Raw genomic sequence first — 17,216 nt, forward strand, 5'->3', positions numbered from 1 at the left:
ATATACAGATTATTTTAGTGAAAATAAAAAATATACCTAAATTTTTATGGATATAAAAGCCGTTGTTGATGAAATCCTGGTTGAAAAGAAAAGACCTTTTACCTGGCTTGTTAATCAAATGGATAAAACTTTTGATGGATTGAAGCTCAGTCTGACTAATGAATCGATCAAATACAGAGACATTAAGAAGATGGCTAAAATTTTAGAAGTTCCGCCTTCCACATTCTTTGAAACGGAGGCGAGATCTTATAAAACAGACACAGGCAAGAGTGTTACTGCAGAATCGAGGAATGAATACAGCGATTTAAAGAATAGTCTCAAAAACTGCAAAGAAATGTCTGTAGCGCTAAAGGAACAAATAAAAGATAAGGATAGGATTATTGATTTACTTAGCAAAAAAGCTTAATCTTCAAGTAAGTCAGGCCTCCGTTGTTGGGTTCTTAATAAAGCCTGCTCATGACGCCATTCATTTATTTTCAACTCATGACCACTTAGTAGCACATCTGGAACTTTATGCCCGTTCCAGTCGGCTGGACGGGTGTACACGGGCGCATCTAACAGCTCTCCCTGAAAACTATCGGATAGCGCCGAGGTTTCATCATTCAACACTCCAGGAATCAGCCGTACAATAGCGTCAACGAGAACAGCCGCAGGAAGCTCTCCTCCAGACAAAACATAATCTCCAATAGAAATCTCTCTCGTTACGAACAAATCTCTTATACGTTGGTCTATACCCTTATAATGACCACATAGAATGATTACATTTCCTTTTCCCGACAATTCATTTGCAATGGTCTGGTTAAAGGTAACTCCATCAGGGCTCATAAAAATCACCTCATCATATTCCCGCTCGCTTTTCAACTGCTCAATACAACGGGCAAAAGGAGGAATTGACATCACCATTCCACTACCCCCACCATAGGGATAATCATCAACGCTTTTTTGTTTGTTTGTTGAATAATCCCGAAGGTTGTGCACTACAATTTCTGCAATTCCCTTTTTCTGAGCACGCTGCAAAATAGAATGGGCAAATGGACTTTCAAGTAAATCAGGTAAAACGGATATGATGTCAAAACGCATAGGGCAAAGATAATTTAATTTTCGAGGTAAAGATCGATCAAACCATCAGGAAGATGAACCCTTAAGATACTCTCCTCTTCATCGATCTCAACGATCATGTCATCATTCAAAGGAAACATGATCTCTTTATCCCGATAAGATACTGTAGCCACGAACTGCTGAGGATATTCATTCACTTCCAGAATCTCGCCAAGTTCTCCATGGTTTTCATCCGAAACCAAATATCCCTTCAAGTCCTCATAGTGAAATTCATCATTTGAACGGTCCGGCATTTTTGTCAACGGCAAATAGATCTTTTTTCTCAATAAAGGTTGTGCTTTATCAATATGATCTACATCATCAAAATAAAAATTTCCGGTATTGTTGGTATGTAGCTTATAAGTCGAGACGAAGTAGGGCACCATTTTTCCGTTAAAATCAGCAAAAATGACATCCAGTTCCAACAACTCAGGCTCATCATATTCAAAAAACAGCTGAACCTCTCCCTTTAACCCCTTAGTCTTGGTGATATAACCAATGTAAAATGCTTCTTCAATCTTCATAATCGTATTCCTTAATATCTCAATCCTTCAAAACCAATTTCTATTAAATGAAAATAGCGAAGAATACATTCCCAGGAAAGATTCTTCGCTATTATTCAGAATAACAAAAATATTATGCTTGCTCTTCTTTGTTTTCTTCAGTTGCAGGAGCTTCTTCAGTTGCAGGAGTTTCCTCAGCTACTTCTTCCGCTACTACTTCTTCTTCAACAACCTCTTCTGCTACAGGAGCATTTTTGATTGCTAAAGCAGCTGCACGGTCTGCATTTTTCTTGGTTTCAGCAGCTAATGCCGCTTTTCTAACTTCATCTTTAGACTTAGTTAAACCGTCTTTTTTACCTTCGATCTGACCATCTTTAGCACCTAACCACTCTGCAAATTTAGCATCTGCCTGTTCTGCTGTCAAAGCACCTTTTTTAACACCACCTTCTAAGTGTTTTTTGTATAAAACACCTTTGTAAGAAAGGATAGCACGACAAGTATCCGTAGGCTCAGCACCTTTGTTAACCCAGTCTAATGTTTTTTCGAAATTGATTTCGATGGTCGCTGGATTGGTATTTGGGTTATAAGAACCTAAACGCTCAATGAATTTACCATCTCTTGGTGAACGGGAATCCGCTACCACTACGTGGAAAAAAGGTTTCCCTTTTTTACCGAATCTTTGCAATCTGATTTTAGTTGCCATTTCTTTTTATAGTTTATGTATTCAACATAGTTCCCGGAGCTTTATGCTTGCGGGGTTGCAAAAGTAAGTAAAATACTAATGATTAGCAAGATGCAATAATTTTAAATTCAATTAACATAAGTCTTGGGCCAATTGAAGATATTTGGCTAAAACCGATACCATTATGAGAATAGCAATAGATATGGACGAAGTCCTGGCCGATCCCCTCAGCAAATTTATCAAATTATACCACCGGGATTACGGAGTTCCCCTGGACCTGGTTCCAGAGCCAGGAAACGAAATTTATCACCATGTTCCTGAACACGCCAACCATAAATGGTTCGATTATATCAGTGAAAAAGGATTTTTTCGGGATCTCCCATTGATCGAAGGAAGCGTCGAAGCCGTCCGTAAATTACAACAGCACCACGACGTTTACATCGTTTCTGCGGCAACAGAATTTCGAAATTCACTCGAGGATAAAATGGATTGGCTTGCCGATCACTTCCCTTTCATTACCTGGCAGAACATCATGTTTTGCGGGGATAAAATCGTAGATGTTGACGTAATGATAGACGACAGGGCAAAGAATTTTATTGGCTTTAAAGGCAGAAAACTATTGTTCAGCTCTCCACACAACCTCTTACTGACGGATTACGAACGCGTAGACAACTGGCAGCAGGTTCTGGACAAATTAGTAGGTCCGGAATTGTAACATTTACACGTAATGAGCATCAAATAAAAAAATAATAACGACATGCTAATTACAACAACAAACTCTATAGAAGGCAAAAAAGTAATCAAATACATCGGCCTTGTAAGCGGCGAAACCATAATTGGCGCCAATATTTTTAAAGATCTTTTCGCTGGTATCAGAGATATCGTGGGTGGAAGATCTGGTTCTTACGAACAAGTATTAAGAGAAGGAAAAAATACAGCAATAAATGAAATGCAGCAGTACGCGGCCGCAATGGGCGCAAATGCGATCATTGGGGTAGACTTAGACTATGAAACCGTAGGAAGTGGTGGTAGCATGCTTATGGTTGCAGCAACAGGAACCGCAGTGATCATTGAATAATAAAAAGAAAGGCCCTGAAAATTCAGGACCTTTCTTTTTATAGGTTTATAAGGAAAGTATCTCTACCAGCTTTAACCAGGCCGGTGTAATTTCTTTCGCATCAATATGTTTGATGGCATGATCAAAAGGAGTGAAAAGAATTTCACGGTTTTTTTGTCCAACCATTACGCCTGACTGACCCGCGATCAGCCCCTCCACTGCAGTAACACCCAGACGGCTAGCCAATACCCGGTCCATACAGCTTGGCTTTCCTCCACGCTGGATATGCCCTAATACAGAGACCCTAATGTCATAATGAGGGAATTTCTCTTTCAAAACCTCTCCTACATTAAATGCACCACCTACTTCATCTCCCTCTGCTACAATGATAATTTTTGATGATTTATCTTTACGTCCTGATTCTAGTCTTGTCACCAGTCCATCTACTCCCATATTTGCTTCAGGGATCATAATGGCTTCCGCTCCAACACCAATTCCACTTCTCAAAGCAATCAGCCCGGAGTCACGCCCCATCACTTCTACAATAAATAAACGATCATGTGACTCTGCCGTATCCCGGATCTTGTCTACGGCATTGATTACGGTATTAATAGCCGTATCGTAACCTATTGTAAAGTCCGTTCCTTCAAGGTCATTGTCAATTGTTCCAGGCAATCCGACTACAGGAAAATCAAATTCTGTAGTCAGCAAATGAGCTCCGGTAAAAGTGCCATCCCCACCAATCACAATTAGTGCGTCTATCCCCTGATTTACCAACTGACGGTGTGCTTCTGTCCTGCCTTCCTTTGTTCGGAAAGCATCACTTCTGGCAGTTTTTAAGATCGTACCGCCACGCTGAATAATATTGGCGACAGATTTTCGGTCCATTTCAATGAAATCGCCATGAATCAGGCCTTCATATCCTCTCAATATTCCCGTAACTTTCAAATCATAATAGATTCCCGCTCTAACCACTGCCCTAATGGCAGCATTCATTCCCGGAGCGTCACCTCCAGAAGTTAGTACTCCTATATTTTTAATCTTATTCATTTGGTTTTCCAGCATTTTTAAATTTATCTAAACCAGTTTGTAAATATGCAGCATATTCCTTTGCATCAAAAATTGCCCCTTGTGGTTTCACAAGCGGATTCAGGTCATGTCCTGCCAATACGTAAAAAGGTTGAGAGTTTGACACATATTTTGTTGCCTGAAAATCACCATTCCATCTTCCCAGGTCGTCTGTAGTTGTCCTTAGTACTTCTGAATAATGCACTTTTTCTTTTGGCATTTTTATATTCCGTTCATCCACATAAAGCTGAATCAACACATATTCCTCTTTAATCAATCTTCCAACCTCTTTATCAATCCAGACCTTATCCTCCATTTTACGACAATTTACACAGGCATGTCCTGTAAAATCAATCAGCACCGGTTTGTTTACCTGCTTAGCATAAGCAAGCCCCTCATCCAGATCAAAGAATGAATGGAATCCAACAGGTGGTTTTAGTGTTTCACTATACTTTACCGTTGCAGGAAATCCTGAAGGACTGGCCGAAGCTGAAGCTCCATTCCCATTTAAAATAAAATCTTGAGTATTCATTGGCGGTGCAATTCCACTAAGAATATTTACCGGAGCGCCCCATAGTCCCGGAACGAGATAAACGGCGAAAGACAGAGACAAGATCGCAAAAAATAGTCTGGGAACAGAAACAAATGGAACGTCACTATCATGAGAGAATTTAATCTTCCCAAGGATGTAAACCCCCATCAGGATGAAAATAATGATCCATAGCGCAAGGAAAATTTCTCTATCGAACCACTCCCAATGCCAAACCAGGTCGGCAGCAGAGAGAAATTTTAAAGCTAATGCAAGCTCCAGGAAGCCCAAACAAACCTTTACACTATTTAACCATCCACCTGATTTTGGCATTGCACTTAAAAAGCCAGGAAATATCGCCGATAAGGTAAAAGGCAGTGCCAGGGCCAAAGCAAAGCCAAACATCCCGATCGCCGGAGCAAGATACTCTCCCTTAGCGCTCGCCTGAACCAATAAAGTCCCAATAATGGGACCCGTGCAAGAGAAAGAAACCAAAGCCAAAGAAGCTGCCATAAAAAAGATGCCTCCAAGCCCTTTACTATCATCCGCCTTTTGATCGATCCTATTTACAAAGGAACTTGGTAAAGTGATCTCAAAAGCCCCAAAAAACGAAATTGCAAAAATGACCAGTAACAGAAAAAAGAAGAAGTTAAACCAACCACTGGCACTGAGTTCATTTAATTTGGCAGAGCCAAAAACCGCTGTTATTAAAAGGCCCAAAGCCACATAGATTACAATGATGGAAAGACCATAAATAAAGGCCTGCCCGATTCCCTTCTGCCGGCTACCTGCCCTCTTAGTAAAATAACTGACCGTCAGCGGAACCATTGGAAAGATACATGGCATCAGAAAAGCAATAAATCCGCCCAAAAGACCCGCGATAAATGTTTCCCAAAGCGTTTTTTCTTTTTCTGATGTTCCCGAAGCCGCCAGAGGTTGCTGCTTTTCTATCGTTTTATCGACTGCAGCTACCTTCTTTACGGTATCCTTTACCATATTGTTCGCGGCACTATCCTGAGCAGAACCGACTTCTGTAAAAACCAGTTCTTCTTCAGTTGCTGCCGAATCCGGCTTTTGCACTGACGCAAAGCTATGTGAGAAAAAAACTGCTGTAAACAGCAACAAGAATCCCAACATTAAAAGTCCTTTTTTCATCTGTGTGTACATTGTGTTTTAAAAGGTGATGATACTGCAGTATTTTCTGTTTTTTTCAATCGAGTGCTGCTGCAGATGACCAATCGCTTTTATGATAAGGGCGTGAAATTAGTTATTATTTTTTATTTAAGCCCTTGAATACAGGCCCCGGCAGGATATTTTTACGCTTACCCGATAACTCTTTCATTTATTACCCATAAAAAAAGAGCGGCAGGAAACCCCTATCGCTCTTTTTCAGGCTAAATGCCTGGTTTCTACTTTACAGGAATGTTAAAGCTAACTTCATCAGGAGGCAAACATTGCTTGTCATTACAAACCATAAACTCTACCGTTCCTTTCACTGTTGCCGTCGCTTTATTCAGCTTCACTTTTTGCTGAAAGACCACCTGATTTCCGAAATAGCTTACGTTCATTTTAAAGTTCTCATCAAAATAAGTTGTTGCTTTTGGCTCTGTCGTTTTTCCTACAGGGCTGTAATCTTTTGATGACGCAAAAGAAAAGACAGTTTTATTTGGTCCTCCGGGCTTCAAATTCTGAGAATAGATGTGCCATCCCTCTTCCATATTCGCCTTCAAATAAACCACAGCTTCTGTTTTACTTATTTTCTTAGCAGCATAAGACCAGGTTACGGGTTTTTCGATCTGGGCAGAAGCCCCGATTACCGCAAATAATACGAATGCCAATATCAGACTGATTTTTTTCATGGTGTATTGTTTAAAAACTCTATTTCTTTAAAATTATAATGCTTCAATGCTCCGTTTGTCAAGACGCCCAGTAAACCGGATTCTGTAACTTCAATGATCCTTCCTTCAATAACCTCGCCATTTTGTCGGTACGCCGCAGGTTCGTTAAATTTATACAGTCCATTGACATAGTCTTCCATCAATTGACTATAGTTTCCTGCCTTCAACTTGAGGTATTGTTTTTCAATATGACTGCAAATTTCTGCTAATAGCTCAATTAAATTAACATCCTGTTGTAAAATTTCGCCTAATGAAGTCGCCCTTTTTAGCTGTTTAGGATCAAAATGAACCTGATTAACATTGATGCCAATACCGATAATACTCGCCTTGTAAGTGGCCCCCGACAGGATATTTTCAATCAATACTCCGCCCAACTTTTGATCCCCATAATAAATATCATTTGGCCATTTTATCCTGATCCCATTCTTTACAAAACGTCCCAATGCATTTCGAATACCAATGCTCAGAGCTATATTAAGGAGGAATTGCTTCGCCACCGGCAAAAAAGATGGCTTCAGATAAATGCTAAAAGTCAGGTTCAATCCAGGTTCAGCATGCCATACATTGTTCTGCTGACCTCTGCCTGCGAATTGTTTATCTGCCATAATAACAGTTCCTTCGGTTAATGGCTCGGAATTTGACACCAACACTTTTAAAAAGTTATTGGTAGAATCAACCTCTAATAATTTGATAAGATTTTGACCAACAAATAATGTTGAAAAAGTGTTATTTTGCAAGTGTTGATTGTATATTTGTTTATCAAAACTAAAACATTTTAATGGTAAAAAAGAAAATTGTAAACCTTTCTACATACCTCTCAGAGATAGCCGTTCATGGCATACAGGAAAAAAAAGGGAATGATATTGTGCGTTTAGACCTAAGGGAACTTAACAGTTCTGTTTCTGATTTCTTTATCATCTGCAACGCAGATTCAGCTACACAGGTAAAGGCTATTGCCGATAGTGTAGAAGACGAAATCTATAAAAGCACCCAAACCAATCCATGGAGAAAAGAAGGGCTCGAAAGCGCAGAGTGGATCATCCTGGATTATTTCGATATTGTAGTTCACATATTTAAAACTGAAAAGCGAGACTTTTATGGGATTGAAGACTTATGGGGGGATGCCCAGTCGACAAGCTATAGAAGCGCCTAATCATTTACACAAAACATTTTTGACTCAAGATGAAAGAGAACCCAAATACAAAGCCTAAATTAATTAAGAGAATCCCGAATATCCCAAAAAAACCTCAAAAAGGGTCTAAATTCAATATCTTTTGGGTTTATGCGGCTATTATCTTAGGTTTGATTTTATTGCAATTCTTATTTAGCGCAGATACGACTAAAGACGTTACTTACCGCACTTTCGAAACTCAAATGCTGTTACCCGGCGATGTTGAAAAACTAGTTGCCTATAAGCATGAAGACTTGGTAAAGGTGGAAGTCTACATTAAAAAAGACAGACTTAACACAGAGAAATACAAAAAATACATCAGCAAGAATAACTTTGGGACAGCTAATGGGCCTGCCGTATATTTTACTTCTGGTTCCATGGATGCCTTAGATACTCAATTGAGGGAGTCTCAGAAAAATCTACCCCCGGATCAACAGATTCTTGCAGAAAAAGAAACCAGACAAAGCACATTCAACTCCTGGTTCTTTACCGTAATTATTCCGGTATTGCTATTTATCGGATTCTGGATCTTCATCATGCGTCGCATGGGTGGTGGCGCCGGCGGTGGTGGTGGCCAGATCTTCAATATTGGAAAATCTAAAGCAACACTTTTTGACAAAGAGAGTCAGGTAAATGTAACCTTTAATGATGTTGCAGGACTCGAAGAAGCCAAACAAGAGGTAATGGAAATCGTCGATTTCCTTAAAAACCCAAAAAAATACACCAATCTGGGAGGTAAAATTCCTAAAGGAGCATTATTGGTTGGTTCACCAGGTACAGGTAAAACCTTATTGGCAAAAGCTGTTGCTGGTGAAGCTCAGGTTCCTTTTTTCTCTCTATCAGGTTCAGACTTCGTAGAGATGTTTGTTGGGGTAGGTGCATCACGTGTGCGTGATTTGTTTAAACAAGCCAAAGATAAAGCGCCATGTATCATCTTCATCGATGAGGTGGATGCCATTGGTCGTGCCAGAGGAAAAAACAGCATGATGGGTGGAAATGACGAACGCGAAAACACCCTGAATCAGCTATTGGTGGAGATGGATGGATTTGGTACAGATTCAGGAATTATCATTCTTGCTGCAACAAACCGACCTGATGTATTAGACTCAGCATTGCTTAGACCGGGTCGTTTCGACAGACAGATTTCTATCGACAAGCCAGACCTGGTAGGTCGTGAACAGATCTTCAAAGTCCATTTGAAACCAATCAAAACGGATGAAGTAGTAGACGCCAAAAAGCTGTCTGCACAAACTCCTGGGTTTGCTGGTGCTGAAATCGCCAACGTTTGTAACGAAGCTGCTTTAATTGCCGCCAGACGCAATAAGGAATCTGTAGATATGCAGGACTTCCAGGATGCAATTGACCGTGTAATCGGTGGATTAGAAAAGAAAAATAAAATCATCTCTCCGGAAGAGAAAAGAATAGTTGCCTACCATGAAGCAGGCCATGCCATCGCAGGCTGGTTCCTTGAACATGCAGATCCTTTGGTAAAAGTATCCATTGTTCCTCGTGGCGTTGCTGCATTGGGATATGCTCAGTACCTTCCTAAGGAACAATTCTTATATACTACCGAGCAGTTAACAGACGGTATGTGTATGACCATGGGAGGAAGAGTTGCAGAAGACATCGTTTTTGGCAAAATCTCGACTGGTGCTCAAAATGATTTAGAGCGTATTACCAAGCTTTCTTATGCAATGGTAACGATTTATGGAATGAACAGTACTATTGGCAATGTGTCTTTTCATGATCCTCAGAATGAATATAATTTCAACAAGCCTTATTCTGAAAAAACATCAGAACTGATTGATATAGAAGTTCGTAAACTGGTAGAAGAAGTTTACATCAGAACCAAACAGCTTTTAACCGATAAAAGAGATGGTTTGGAGAAATTAGCTCAGAAACTATTGGAAAAAGAGATCTTATTCCAGGCTGATCTGGAAGAGATTTTAGGCAAACGTCCTTTTGATAACCGTACCACTTACGACGAATTTGTAAATGGAACCGGTGATCAAAAACCTGCTGCCGAAGGGCTATTACACAATGGTATTGGTGAAGCAACTGATATTGCTGCTCCAACCAGCCCTGCTCAAACAGAATCTTAAACTCATTTTCGATGAGCAGCCCACTACTTACGAATAGGTGGACTGCTCATCCTTTTTTTTATGCAAGAAAACAGATCTTCTAAAGAATTAATGCTAAAAAAGATAAGGAAAGCCCTTTTAGAAAAGCGCGACAATCCCTATCCGAATCTGGAAGATACACCGCTATATCCAAAAAGCGATGAAATGCCAGAAATTATGTTCGCGGAAGAGCTGACTGCTGTTTCCGGTAATTTTATTTACTGCGAAAATGGACTGGAATTCATCGAAAACATATTACAACTGGCAGAAAAATTCAACTGGAGAAAAATCTACTGCTGGGAGCCAGAATTACAACGGCTTTTATCCGAGTACGAATTCCCTTTTTATCAGACAGACAAGGACTTTGAACTTGCAGAAGTAGGAATCACCCTTTGTGAAGCTTTGATTGCCCGTAATGGCTCCATAATGGTTTCTAACGAAAATGCAGCCGGAAGAAGACTTAGTATCTTCCCACATCATCACATTGTAATTGCGAGAACAGGACAACTCGTCCTCGATCTAAAGGATGCTTTTAAACTCATTAAAAACAAATACGGAGATCAACTCCCCTCCATGATCAGTACGATCACAGGACCAAGCAGAACCGCCGATATTGAAAAAACATTGGTACTCGGAGCGCATGGACCTAAAGAATTATTTGTATTTTTAATTGACGATTTTTCTTAATCGTTTTATTTTTCAATTAATTAATCCTAATTTTATACTGTACACCAAATCAGTATACGGTTCAAAATGGGCGAAAAAAGAAACATACATTCAGTTATTATAGGTACTGGTAGTTATATTCCAGAAAATATCATCTCAGGTGACGCCTTTTTAAATTCTACATTTTACGATAACGGAGTCGCTCTCGATAAGGATATCCACGAAATCATCAATAAATTTACGGAGATCACAGAGATCAAAGAAAGGCGGTATATTGATGATAATTTAACCAGCAGCGACATGGCAGTTATCGCTGCACAACGCGCGGTTGATCATGCAGGAATAGACAAAGAAAGCCTCGATCACATCATATTTTGCCACAACTTTGGAGATGTCAAACTTGGCAGTAATAGAATGGATATCCTGCCTGCGCTTGCCGCCAAAGTAAAACAAATGCTTCAGATAGAAAATCCGGACTGTGTTGCATACGATCTGATATTTGGATGCCCGGGCTGGGTACAAGGAGCCATTCAGGCCAATTATCTGATTCAAAGCGGAGATGCGTCAAGGGTGATGGTTATAGGAGCGGAAACCCTTTCAAGAATCACAGACGCTCACGATAGAGATACGATGATCTTTTCAGATGGTGCCGCCGCAGTGATTTTTGAAGCTAAATCCTCAGCAGAAGACTTGGGAATTATTGCCCATAAAACGCAAACTTATGCGGTTAATTTTGGCTCATTGTTAACGATGGGGAAAAGCAATAACCCTGCTGAAACCAATGGAAATATGTATCTGAAAATGAATGGCCGTAAACTCTATGAATTTGCAGTTACAAATGTTCCACAGGTTGTCAAAAAAGCAATTGATAAAGCAGAAATAGACATAAAAGACATCAAAATCGTATTTATTCACCAGGCAAACGGTAAAATGGACCATGCCATCATGAAGCGTCTCTTCAAACTATACGATATAGACACTGTTCCTGATAATCTGGTGCCAATGTCTATTTGCTGGCTTGGAAACAGCTCTGTGGCAACCGTACCGACCTTACTTGACCTGGTTTGGAAGGGAAATGTAAACGGATACCAGATTAATAAAGGAGATTATGCTGTATTTGCATCAGTAGGGGCAGGAATGCACATAAACGCTTTTGTTTACCGCTTTTAACGCAAATAATTTTTAGAAAAAATCAGAAACATCCTTCTTTTTCATTAAATTTGATTAGCCTAAAAATCAAATCAATGACGCCATGAGAAAAATATTTCCTTTTTTAATTGCAATAATATCGCTTAACTCTTGCTCCAGATATTATGTCAGCACCTTAGAAAGTTCAAACACTCTCAAAAATGAGACTACGGGAGAGTTCAAATTTGAGAATGATACCCTTGCCATTACCTACAATTTTCATGGCGTTAATGCCCCAATCAGCATTGAAATTTACAACAAGCTCAATGAACCTTTATATATTAACTGGCAAAAGTCCGCCTTGATAAAGGGGGATAGGGCAACCAGCTATTCAGGAAGACAACTCACATTTAATGCTAAATTGTCTGGAAGCTCCCTGGAAGGCCTTGAGTACATTAATAATCTGAAGACCACCGATTATGACGCGAAAATTTCGGGAGCCGCAACTTTACCAGAAGAAATTAGCTTCATTCCTCCGAAATCCCGCATTACAAAGATCCCATTAAAATTGGCTCAAATCGATTATAAGGCCATTTCCGACACCTTATACCAGCGTTCTTATATTTCCCTAACCGGCCGACCAGGAGTATGGGGGAAAGAGGCAAGCTTTAATTCACAAAACAGCCCATTAAATTTCAAAAGTTATTTAACGCTTTATACGCAAAAGGGAAATGACCAGAATAATTTCTCTTTACGCCAAGATTTCTATATTTCTAATCTAATTAAAACAGCTGCAAATCCAAAAGTGATGACGGCTCTGGAAAGTAAGCCTGGTAATATTTTCTATTACTCGGAAACAACCGGATATGGAAAAGCAATGACCGGAGTTGGAATCGGCGCCCTTGCCGTAGGTGTTGCCGCTGCAGATGCAAGCCTCAATAAAGAGGAAAGAAAAGGTAATTAAACTACTTTATACGATTTAATCCTGCTTTAGCCTGCGTCTCAATACTGCTTTCATACTCATGATTTTTCATTTGGATGGCAGTATTGAAACTCGCTTTAGCTTTGGAATAGTTTTTCTGTCGTTCATAAATCTTCCCCATTTGTAAAGCAGAATTTGCTGCAAAATAATATTTCAGCATTCTTCCAGCATCTATGGCAAGCTGGTAATTGGATAAAGCAACCCCATCTTTTCCCAATTCATCATTGATCCTGCCCAAACGATAATAATACTCTGCCCGGTCTCGCCTAACAGTATAATCGGATTCTTTCTTGCCTGATAAGATTTCCAACCCTTTACTATAATAACCGCCATCAAATAAAAGCCGGGCCTTTAACAACGGCACATCTGGCACAGGAGAATTGGCCTCGTTTAGAGCCTGCTTATCTTTTTCCTGATAGGTATAACCTGCAGTTTTCACTTTGGTTATAAACGCAGAATAAGCCCCTGTATCGCCTTTTAACAAGGAAGACCAAGCTAAGTGCAAGTTTGCATCTTTAATGTAATTCACGCCCTTATTATGCAGTAAAAACAGATTAAAATAAGTAGTTGCCGAGTAATCCAATTTATTGAGCATTGCTTTCCCCAGTAAAAGGTCCAGATAAGGAAAGGGTTCATAGTAATTTCCGGAAGGTCTGTTCAATAAAATCTGGATGGCTTCGGCATTATGTCCGGTCTTTGCACAAACTGAGGCTTTCAGGTATGCTTTTAGCAAACTGCTATCTGCAATTCGCCCGGTATACTTCATGGTTTTCTGGTATGCACTTGGACTATGAGCGATATCATTCAACACAAACACATAGTAAAAGATAACCTCTTCATAAAAAGGTTCGTAGGTCGACTTGGGAAGGTTCTCTGCCAGATTATCCAGCATATTCATACCCGTTTGCAAATTGCCCCGGATCCCAAATGTAGCCAGTGTGCTTTTAAGCATTCCATCAGGTAAATTACCCAGGAAAGCATTGATTACCCCCAGGCCTTTAGCATTCAGATGGAAACCCGGGAATTTTTTTACGTTGTCCTGTAACAGACCATTTGCCTTTTTTATCTCTCTTGCAGCGGTAAAATACTCTCCATAACGTCCTCTGATCAATGCCCATTGCAGATTGATTTCAGCCTGCGCGTACAAGTAGTAAGGGGAATTTCTATCGTCTCCTTCAACCTGATCCAGCCGTTTTGACTTATTTTCTTTTAATTTATCAAAATCAGCTTTGCTTTCCGTGGTCAGCAAATGAAAATAATCGATGTAATTCTCCAGCAAAGGAATAATAGAATTATTGGGATTTATTTTCTTTTCATTTGCGATCAGCGCCTTTGCTGTAGTCAATTTTAACTCGAAAATATTCTGATAAGCCCTTAGACAATTCGCATTGAAGTCAAAATTGGCAAAAAGCGAAAAGGGACAGGTTAAAAAGAGCGTTAGAAAAACATATTTGGCATAAGAAAATTTTCTTTTAGACATAGGGTATCAAATCGGTCTGATCAATGATTAAAAAAACATAACGCAAGTTACCTAAGTATGTTTTAAAGAATAAAAAAAACAGGCATAAAAAAGGCCGGATAAAAATTCCGGCCTCTTTTGTATATAAGATCATTTTTTTATGCAGGAACAACTTCAAGTGTAAGGGCTTCATCAACAAGGATTCTTCCACAGTGCTCACAAACAATGATTTTTTTACGTTGACGAATGTCAAGCTGACGTTGAGGTGGGATCTGGTTGAAACATCCAGAACATGAATCACGGTCAATCGTTACGACTGCCAATCCGTTATTTGCGTTTCCTCTTAATCTATTGTAAGCTGTTAAAAGCCTTTCTTCGATTAGTGTTTCTGCTTTTTCAGATTTTTTAGCTAATGCCTGCTCTTCTTTTTCCGTTTCAGAAGTAATGGTTTGTAACTCTCCTCTTTTGATATCAAGATCTTTTCTTCTTGACTCTAAATCGGCAAGTGCTTTTTCATAAACCTCATTTTTAGTCACAATATCAAAACCAAACTCTCTGATTTTTTTCTCGCAAACCTGGATTTCAAGCGTTTGTATCTCGACCTCTTTAGTTAAGGCATCATACTCACGGTTGTTTTTAACATCTTTTAACTGGGTCTCATATTTTTTGATCAAGTTCTGAGCTTCTTTGATCATATTTTTACGTGTTACAATGGCATCTTCAGTATCATCCAATTCGCCTTTGAATTTTTGTATACGTGTTTCCAGGCCAGCAACTTCGTCCTCTAAATCGGCAACTTCCATTGGTAATTCACCACGTATTTGACGTATTTTATCGATCTTAGTATGCAGGGTTTGTAATTCGTATAAAGCTTTTAGCTTTTGCTCTACAGTTTGTTCCATTAAATGAAATAATTTATGGGGTTTGTGTTATGCTCCGTTAAACGGATTGCAAAGTTAGGAAATTTTTCTTGAATAATATCTATCAACAAATCAGATGTAAATTGTTCACTTTCAAAGTGTCCGATATCTGCAATGACTAATTTTTCATCTGCATCAAAAAACTCATGGTATTTAAAATCCGCGGTAACAAATGCATCCGCTCCCGCAGCAATTGCTTCTTTCAGCAAAAAGCTTCCGGATCCTCCACAAACAGCAACCTTACGGATTTTTTTTGGCAGCAACCCGGTATGTCTGATGACCACCGCATCCATTCTGTCTTTCACCAGGTTAAGAAATGCACGCCCTTCTATTCCTTCTTCCAGCCAGCCAATCATTCCTGCGCCAACTGTATCCAGTTTATTTTCCAGAGGATAGATATCATAAGCCACCTCTTCATAAGGATGATTTTCCAGTAAGGCCAGCAAAATCTTTCTTTCATCCTGAACGGTAAATATCGTTTCGATCCTGATTTCCTGCTCATGATGACGCAAACCTTGTTCGCCTACATAGGGATCAGTATCTTCATTTCCATTAAAGGTACCTGTTCCGTTGGCATTAAAACTGCACTCACTATAGTTACCAATTTCACCCGCTCCCGCAGCAAACAATGCATTTCTAAGCTCCGCCGCCTGGGCAACAGGACAAAAAGTAACCAATTTCTTTAGTAAAGCGCGCTTTGGGCTAAGTATTTTCGCGTTTTTTAGGCCAAGTCTTTTTGCAATTACCCCATTCACTCCATGCTTCACATGATCCAGATTCGTATGAATCGCATACAAAGCAATGTTATTTTTAATGGCTTTAAGCACTACCCGTTCTACATAGGTCTTTCCGGTAATCTTTTTAAGCCCTTTAAAGACGATAGGATGATGCGTGATGATCAAATTGCAATTTTGCTCAATGGCTTCATCTACAATGGCCTCTGTGCAATCCAATGCAACCAACGCAGCATGAACATCCATTTCCGGCTCGCCGATTAGCAAACCTGAATTATCATAGTCTTCCTGATAGTTCAGCGGAGCAAATGCTTCCAGATGTTTTATTAAAACGGATAACCTCATAAGCTGTAAATTTACAATTTGAATGACAGAAATTAAAATTATAATAAATCGGCCCTGGATTCAAAAAAAAGCCGGTACAAAGAATGCACCGGCTTTTCTTTAAAAATATTTCTATTGAAGATTTCCCATTTTTACCATTTGCAGACTTTCAAAAACCATTCGCTGATTGTATTCGAAAGCCAGGGTTTTGTGGTTGATCAAATCGATGATCGTTCCTATAAAACATAAACCTACAGTAAAGAAATACAAAACACCCATTCCAATTTGGTTGACAAGGAAACGAGGCAATCCAGGAACGAAAAAACCTAATATACAGTACAATACCATATCATCCGGATTTCTTCTTTTACTTCCATAAATCATTAAAAATCCTCTCAACTGTTGTTCACTAAATCCAGTAGTTGCAGTCTGCAAGTACGAATATTCCTGGGGTGTGATACCCGGCAATGACATAAATGGTGAATCAAACATATCTTTTCTCCTTATATTTTAATTTTCTATTATTAATTATTCTTCTGTTAACCAGTTCTATTATCCGATGACCAATGATCATCAGCGCCGGAATTCCGAACCAATGCTGTTCCAGGCTTTCTCTGATGTTTCCATGAAACAGCTGTGTGATCGCTCTTCCAATTCCACATCCCGGACACCAGTCAAAACCCATATTTGCCAACGGGCAAAGCGTAAAGTGATGAATATACCCATGTTTTACCGGTGCTGCAGCTGCCAGCAATACCAGGGCCGTGATCCAAAAGATCAATTCAACAGGTATACGGTTTAGCATTTTCATCTATAGGCTTTGTTCTATCCTGAACCACCCCGGTTCCAATATCCTTTTTTATTTTAGATTGATTAA

The 17,216-nt window shown here is 39.5% G+C and carries 20 protein-coding genes; 8 read left to right on the forward strand and 12 right to left on the reverse strand.

The window, feature by feature from the left end:
- Nucleotides 1-46 precede the first annotated feature (46 nt).
- Nucleotides 47-406: a hypothetical protein gene (locus AAFF35_RS29080; protein ID WP_342329942.1), complete on the forward strand. Its 360-nt coding sequence runs from the start codon at nt 47-49 to the stop codon at nt 404-406.
- Here the strand turns inward: AAFF35_RS29080 and trmD are convergent.
- From trmD to AAFF35_RS29095, 3 genes are all read right to left on the reverse strand, one after another.
- The gene (gene trmD, locus AAFF35_RS29085; RefSeq protein ID WP_342329943.1) at nt 403-1,080 is read right to left on the reverse strand and encodes a tRNA (guanosine(37)-N1)-methyltransferase TrmD; all 678 of its coding nucleotides are present in this window, start codon (nt 1,078-1,080) and stop codon (nt 403-405) included. The two genes, AAFF35_RS29080 and trmD, sit on opposite strands and share 4 nt — an antisense overlap.
- 14 nt (nt 1,081-1,094) lie before the next feature.
- Entirely contained in the window at nt 1,095-1,622 is a 528-nt protein-coding gene (gene rimM, locus AAFF35_RS29090; protein ID WP_342329944.1) for a ribosome maturation factor RimM, read from the reverse strand.
- A 112-nt stretch (nt 1,623-1,734) separates the two neighbouring features.
- Nucleotides 1,735-2,304, reverse strand: a complete 570-nt coding sequence (locus tag AAFF35_RS29095; protein ID WP_342329945.1) for a 30S ribosomal protein S16 — start codon at nt 2,302-2,304, stop codon at nt 1,735-1,737.
- A 163-nt stretch (nt 2,305-2,467) separates the two neighbouring features.
- On the opposite strand from AAFF35_RS29095, the gene AAFF35_RS29100 reads away from it, so the two are divergent.
- Together AAFF35_RS29100 and AAFF35_RS29105 are read left to right on the forward strand one after the other, a co-directional pair.
- Nucleotides 2,468-2,998, forward strand: coding sequence for a 5'(3')-deoxyribonucleotidase (locus tag AAFF35_RS29100; protein WP_342329947.1), 531 nt, complete (start codon nt 2,468-2,470; stop codon nt 2,996-2,998).
- A gap of 42 nt (nt 2,999-3,040) precedes the next feature.
- Nucleotides 3,041-3,361, forward strand: coding sequence for a heavy metal-binding domain-containing protein (locus AAFF35_RS29105; RefSeq protein ID WP_008241670.1), 321 nt, complete (start codon nt 3,041-3,043; stop codon nt 3,359-3,361).
- Between the two features lie 45 nt (nt 3,362-3,406).
- Here AAFF35_RS29105 and pfkA read toward each other — a convergent pair whose 3' ends face one another.
- The 4 genes from pfkA to AAFF35_RS29125 form a co-directional block, all read right to left on the reverse strand.
- Nucleotides 3,407-4,390 carry a 6-phosphofructokinase gene (gene pfkA, locus AAFF35_RS29110; RefSeq protein WP_342329950.1) on the reverse strand — a complete coding sequence of 328 codons (984 nt, stop codon included), beginning with the start codon at nt 4,388-4,390 and terminating at the stop codon, nt 3,407-3,409.
- Nucleotides 4,383-6,092, reverse strand: a complete 1,710-nt coding sequence (locus AAFF35_RS29115) for a cytochrome c biogenesis protein CcdA (RefSeq protein WP_342329951.1) — start codon at nt 6,090-6,092, stop codon at nt 4,383-4,385. The genes pfkA and AAFF35_RS29115 overlap by 8 nt, the downstream gene beginning before the upstream one ends.
- Before the next feature lie 254 nt (nt 6,093-6,346).
- Complete coding sequence (locus tag AAFF35_RS29120) at nt 6,347-6,796, reverse strand: protein-disulfide reductase DsbD N-terminal domain-containing protein (protein WP_342329952.1); 450 nt, start codon at nt 6,794-6,796, stop codon at nt 6,347-6,349.
- Complete coding sequence (locus AAFF35_RS29125; RefSeq protein ID WP_342329953.1) at nt 6,793-7,572, reverse strand: biotin--[acetyl-CoA-carboxylase] ligase; 780 nt, start codon at nt 7,570-7,572, stop codon at nt 6,793-6,795. The genes AAFF35_RS29120 and AAFF35_RS29125 overlap by 4 nt, the downstream gene beginning before the upstream one ends.
- Nucleotides 7,573-7,613: 41 nt before the next feature.
- Between AAFF35_RS29125 and rsfS the strand changes: the two genes are divergently transcribed.
- The 5 genes from rsfS (at nt 7,614) to AAFF35_RS29150 (ending at nt 12,884) form a co-directional block, all read left to right on the forward strand.
- Nucleotides 7,614-7,988 carry a ribosome silencing factor gene (gene rsfS / locus AAFF35_RS29130; protein WP_342329955.1) on the forward strand — a complete coding sequence of 125 codons (375 nt, stop codon included), beginning with the start codon at nt 7,614-7,616 and terminating at the stop codon, nt 7,986-7,988.
- A 29-nt stretch (nt 7,989-8,017) separates the two neighbouring features.
- Nucleotides 8,018-10,108: an ATP-dependent zinc metalloprotease FtsH gene (gene ftsH / locus AAFF35_RS29135; protein WP_073237314.1), complete on the forward strand. Its 2,091-nt coding sequence runs from the start codon at nt 8,018-8,020 to the stop codon at nt 10,106-10,108.
- Between the two features lie 60 nt (nt 10,109-10,168).
- A complete protein-coding gene (locus tag AAFF35_RS29140; RefSeq protein ID WP_124586186.1) occupies nt 10,169-10,813 on the forward strand; it encodes an LUD domain-containing protein in 645 nt (214 codons plus the stop codon).
- 66 nt (nt 10,814-10,879) lie between these two features.
- The gene (locus tag AAFF35_RS29145; protein ID WP_342329957.1) at nt 10,880-11,962 is read left to right on the forward strand and encodes a ketoacyl-ACP synthase III; all 1,083 of its coding nucleotides are present in this window, start codon (nt 10,880-10,882) and stop codon (nt 11,960-11,962) included.
- 82 nt (nt 11,963-12,044) lie between these two features.
- Complete coding sequence (locus AAFF35_RS29150) at nt 12,045-12,884, forward strand: hypothetical protein (protein WP_342329958.1); 840 nt, start codon at nt 12,045-12,047, stop codon at nt 12,882-12,884.
- Nucleotide 12,885: 1 nt separating this feature from the next.
- On the opposite strand, the gene AAFF35_RS29155 is transcribed toward AAFF35_RS29150, so the two are convergent.
- The 5 genes from AAFF35_RS29155 to AAFF35_RS29175 all read right to left on the reverse strand — a co-directional run bounded on the left by AAFF35_RS29155 (nt 12,886) and on the right by AAFF35_RS29175 (nt 17,150).
- Nucleotides 12,886-14,382, reverse strand: coding sequence for a tetratricopeptide repeat protein (locus tag AAFF35_RS29155; RefSeq protein ID WP_342329959.1), 1,497 nt, complete (start codon nt 14,380-14,382; stop codon nt 12,886-12,888).
- 137 nt (nt 14,383-14,519) lie between these two features.
- Complete coding sequence (locus AAFF35_RS29160) at nt 14,520-15,263, reverse strand: C4-type zinc ribbon domain-containing protein (protein WP_074611442.1); 744 nt, start codon at nt 15,261-15,263, stop codon at nt 14,520-14,522.
- Nucleotides 15,263-16,360: a Nif3-like dinuclear metal center hexameric protein gene (locus AAFF35_RS29165; protein WP_342329960.1), complete on the reverse strand. Its 1,098-nt coding sequence runs from the start codon at nt 16,358-16,360 to the stop codon at nt 15,263-15,265. The genes AAFF35_RS29160 and AAFF35_RS29165 overlap by 1 nt, the downstream gene beginning before the upstream one ends.
- A 111-nt stretch (nt 16,361-16,471) precedes the next feature.
- On the reverse strand, nt 16,472-16,831 hold the full coding sequence (locus tag AAFF35_RS29170; RefSeq protein ID WP_083362030.1) for a TM2 domain-containing protein: 360 nt from the start codon (nt 16,829-16,831) through the stop codon (nt 16,472-16,474).
- Nucleotides 16,824-17,150 (reverse strand): DUF2752 domain-containing protein, encoded by a 327-nt coding sequence (locus AAFF35_RS29175; protein ID WP_342329961.1) that lies wholly within the window; start codon nt 17,148-17,150, stop codon nt 16,824-16,826. The genes AAFF35_RS29170 and AAFF35_RS29175 overlap by 8 nt, the downstream gene beginning before the upstream one ends.
- Nucleotides 17,151-17,216: the final 66 nt, after the last annotated feature.

Source organism: Pedobacter sp. FW305-3-2-15-E-R2A2 (assembly GCF_038446955.1).
Classification (GTDB): Bacteria; Bacteroidota; Bacteroidia; order Sphingobacteriales; family Sphingobacteriaceae; genus Pedobacter.

Bases quoted from the DNA above. Each gene is read 5' to 3' on its own strand.
- AAFF35_RS29170 (WP_083362030.1), bottom strand. From the start codon at position 16,831: ATGTTTGATTCACCATTTATGTCATTGCCGGGTATCACACCCCAGGAA.
- AAFF35_RS29155 (WP_342329959.1), bottom strand. From the start codon at position 14,382: ATGTCTAAAAGAAAATTTTCTTATGCCAAATATGTTTTTCTAACGCTC.
- AAFF35_RS29095 (WP_342329945.1), bottom strand. From the start codon at position 2,304: ATGGCAACTAAAATCAGATTGCAAAGATTCGGTAAAAAAGGGAAACCT.
- AAFF35_RS29150 (WP_342329958.1), top strand. From the start codon at position 12,045: ATGAGAAAAATATTTCCTTTTTTAATTGCAATAATATCGCTTAACTCT.
- ftsH (WP_073237314.1), top strand. From the start codon at position 8,018: ATGAAAGAGAACCCAAATACAAAGCCTAAATTAATTAAGAGAATCCCG.
- AAFF35_RS29120 (WP_342329952.1), bottom strand. From the start codon at position 6,796: ATGAAAAAAATCAGTCTGATATTGGCATTCGTATTATTTGCGGTAATC.
- AAFF35_RS29100 (WP_342329947.1), top strand. From the start codon at position 2,468: ATGAGAATAGCAATAGATATGGACGAAGTCCTGGCCGATCCCCTCAGC.
- AAFF35_RS29165 (WP_342329960.1), bottom strand. From the start codon at position 16,360: ATGAGGTTATCCGTTTTAATAAAACATCTGGAAGCATTTGCTCCGCTG.
- trmD (WP_342329943.1), bottom strand. From the start codon at position 1,080: ATGCGTTTTGACATCATATCCGTTTTACCTGATTTACTTGAAAGTCCA.
- pfkA (WP_342329950.1), bottom strand. From the start codon at position 4,390: ATGAATAAGATTAAAAATATAGGAGTACTAACTTCTGGAGGTGACGCT.
- rsfS (WP_342329955.1), top strand. From the start codon at position 7,614: ATGGTAAAAAAGAAAATTGTAAACCTTTCTACATACCTCTCAGAGATA.
- AAFF35_RS29140 (WP_124586186.1), top strand. From the start codon at position 10,169: ATGCAAGAAAACAGATCTTCTAAAGAATTAATGCTAAAAAAGATAAGG.
- AAFF35_RS29145 (WP_342329957.1), top strand. From the start codon at position 10,880: ATGGGCGAAAAAAGAAACATACATTCAGTTATTATAGGTACTGGTAGT.
- AAFF35_RS29105 (WP_008241670.1), top strand. From the start codon at position 3,041: ATGCTAATTACAACAACAAACTCTATAGAAGGCAAAAAAGTAATCAAA.
- rimM (WP_342329944.1), bottom strand. From the start codon at position 1,622: ATGAAGATTGAAGAAGCATTTTACATTGGTTATATCACCAAGACTAAG.
- AAFF35_RS29115 (WP_342329951.1), bottom strand. From the start codon at position 6,092: ATGAAAAAAGGACTTTTAATGTTGGGATTCTTGTTGCTGTTTACAGCA.
- AAFF35_RS29080 (WP_342329942.1), top strand. From the start codon at position 47: ATGGATATAAAAGCCGTTGTTGATGAAATCCTGGTTGAAAAGAAAAGA.
- AAFF35_RS29175 (WP_342329961.1), bottom strand. From the start codon at position 17,150: ATGAAAATGCTAAACCGTATACCTGTTGAATTGATCTTTTGGATCACG.
- AAFF35_RS29160 (WP_074611442.1), bottom strand. From the start codon at position 15,263: ATGGAACAAACTGTAGAGCAAAAGCTAAAAGCTTTATACGAATTACAA.